Below are 2,698 nucleotides of genomic sequence, written 5' to 3'. Positions count from 1 at the left end.
CGGTAATGCCTCTTCGTGTATCCTTACGATCATGAATGAATCTATCGATATCACACTGGCCATTCTCTATTTTTTGATAAGAAGAATTCCACATATCATCATAAATGTTTTTAAGCATAGGGAGCCCTTGTTAAATCCCAACATAAAAATTGATTTTTAAAGAAAAAATATTAAAAAGAAAACACTCGCATGCTAATAATACGAGCGTATCATTTGTATTTATGCTTCTTCTTTCAATGCATGACAACCCTCTCCCGAGAGGAAACCTTTAATAATGAGTTTAGTTTTTTCCATAACCTCTTTCGAACCGTAATCCGTTAAGTCCATGTGCTTTGAGTTTTCAATCTCAACGATACAACCTTGGTATTTACGTTGCTCTTGTTCTGTTAACAACACACTATCTACAGTTGGATATTCTGTCGCTCTTATAGACAACACATTAATATCATTTGTTTTTGGCAGCTTTACTCGACGATTGTCTAACGTAATTATTTTATTTATATACGCTTTATTCTCTGAGGCTAACCATGCTGAGATGTCCCCCCCATTTGAGTGCCCTACCAATAATAGATTTTCAAAATCATACTCAGGAAAACGATTAGATAAGTTGCTTTGCAAAAAGTCGAGAGTAACCGCCCCACGTTGCCAACTTTCAATTCTCGTCTTATATAAATCCCCTTTTTTCGATAAAGGAGGATCATTTGGCAACTCATGATCAACCGCTACCGTCAAATAGCCCATTTTATTTAATTGCTGAGTAATAAATTCATACTTTAAATATGGCACTCGATATCCAGCACTAATAAAAGCAACATTGCACTTATTACTGATCGTACAAATGCTATTTTCAGCCGGTAAGTCGACGGTTATCGGAATATTTCGTTCTCTTTTAGTATCATAAATATCCATGGTTTTTGCCATGCTTGAGTTCGAAATTAATACCAATATGAAAGCAACTGTGTATTTCATAAATGCCTATTTATATAAAAACGTTAGAAAAAGATGACGCGAGAATACCACTATAGCAATCAAAGAAACAACACTCGATTAACACATTTATTACTATGCGATATACCTAAAAATTAATATTAAAAATCAAAAACACTCAACAACATAGCGTGCCAAGTGTCACTAAACGTGTTGATACTTAATCTATTTTTGGCTTATTTACGATTATGGCAATGATAATCACCCGTTTTATGATTGGTATGACAACCACTTGAATTAGTACCACCTGAGTGAGCCATCGCTCCTGCGACCATACCAAAACTAACCAATATAATTAATGCTATTTTTTTCATTTTATATTCCTAAACATAATGCCTTATTATTGAGGCAAGTAATTATACGGTCGGATATAACACTAAAGTATGACGTTAATCACCATTTGAAAATTGGAGGTCTTAACAGTAAGACGAACAATGAAACCAAACCTTATTCATTAACATTTAATATGGATAATAAAAAGCCATTACCAATAGGTAATTTAATCTTGGTTGTCGATATTATATAAAACGATCATCAATATCTTTAAAACAAAAACGCTCGCCCCTAAGGTACCGAGCGTAATAAATAGCAGTGATTGATGTGGGTATTTTACAAGCCGCCAGCTAAATCTAAGTAATTCCCTGTAGAAAATGACGATTTCTCTGAGGCTAACCAATAAATGACTTCGGCAACTTCTTCTGGTTCCCCCCCTCTTTGTAGCGGAATCACACTCTTCAACCTTGCTATTCGCTCTGGCTCTCCGCCATCGGCATGCATATCGGTATGAATTAACCCCGGGCGAACACAATTAACTCGAATGCCTTCTGCTGCAACTTCCAAAGACAACCCTTTCGTTAAAGTATCAATCGCACCTTTTGACGCGGCATAATCGATATACTCATTGGGAGAGCCCGACCGTGCGGCACCAGAAGACACATTAACAATCACACCTCCTAAACCACCATGTCGAGTAGACATACGCTTGACCGCTTCTCTACAACATAAAAAATAGCTCGTGACATTATTTGTAAGTATGGCGTTGATCCGATCAGCTGTCATGTCTTCTAAGCGTGATTGCGTTTTCAAAATACCGGCATTATTAACAAGAACAGATAGCGTACCTAATTCACTATCAACCGTAGAAAATAGTCGAGTGACCTCTTCTTCGCAAGACACATCCGCTTGAACCGTAATGCACTTCCCGCCTTCTGCGATTATTGTTTTAGCTAATTTATTCGCGGCGACTGCGTTCGATTTATAGTTGATACACACCGCATAGCCTTCTCTTGAAAAAAGTAGTGAGGTTGCGGCACCAATGCCTCGACCACCACCGGTAATAATCGCCACTTTTGGAGTACTCATCAATCTGTCCTCATATTCTGAATGTACGTAATGTTAGCGAGAACATTATCTATTAACTGACAACGTATAACGAACAACGCCATTGTCTTCCAGATTAAATGCCCAAACACTTTGGCCGGAATAATATTCAAAGCTATTTTTTTTGATGTCCACAAGAGTAAGCTGCAATATAAAAGCATCGCGATCTTGTTTATCGATAACAAAGCGACCAACCGATGTATTAAGGTCAAGGTCATTACTTACCTCAATTTTTTTCGTTGATTCAGGCAAAATATTGGGTAACCAACCCCGAGTGAAAAGCTTATGATCCAACGCATCTTGGTAGGTCGGATAATAATTATCCATAACA

4 protein-coding genes are annotated in these 2,698 nt (G+C 37.3%); all 4 read right to left on the bottom strand.

The genetic code is table 11. The features are described 5' to 3' along the window. Positions 1-219: 219 nt before the first annotated feature. Positions 220-969, bottom strand: a complete 750-nt coding sequence (locus tag AACV33_RS01400) for an alpha/beta hydrolase (protein WP_182700673.1) — start codon at positions 967-969, stop codon at positions 220-222. 194 nt (positions 970-1,163) lie between these two features. Next, complete coding sequence (locus tag AACV33_RS01395) at positions 1,164-1,301, bottom strand: YHYH domain-containing protein (RefSeq protein WP_017022281.1); 138 nt, start codon at positions 1,299-1,301, stop codon at positions 1,164-1,166. Positions 1,302-1,596: 295 nt separating this feature from the next. After that, entirely contained in the window at positions 1,597-2,349 is a 753-nt protein-coding gene (locus tag AACV33_RS01390; protein ID WP_182700672.1) for an SDR family oxidoreductase, read from the bottom strand. Positions 2,350-2,394: 45 nt separating this feature from the next. After that, the coding region (locus AACV33_RS01385) for a hypothetical protein (RefSeq protein WP_255458668.1) at positions 2,395-2,698 on the bottom strand (304 nt) is incomplete at its 5' end.

Source organism: Aliivibrio sp. SR45-2, assembly GCF_963890165.1.
Taxonomy (GTDB): domain Bacteria; phylum Pseudomonadota; class Gammaproteobacteria; order Enterobacterales; family Vibrionaceae; genus Aliivibrio; species Aliivibrio salmonicida.
This window is presented reverse-complemented; position numbering and strand designations above follow the sequence as displayed.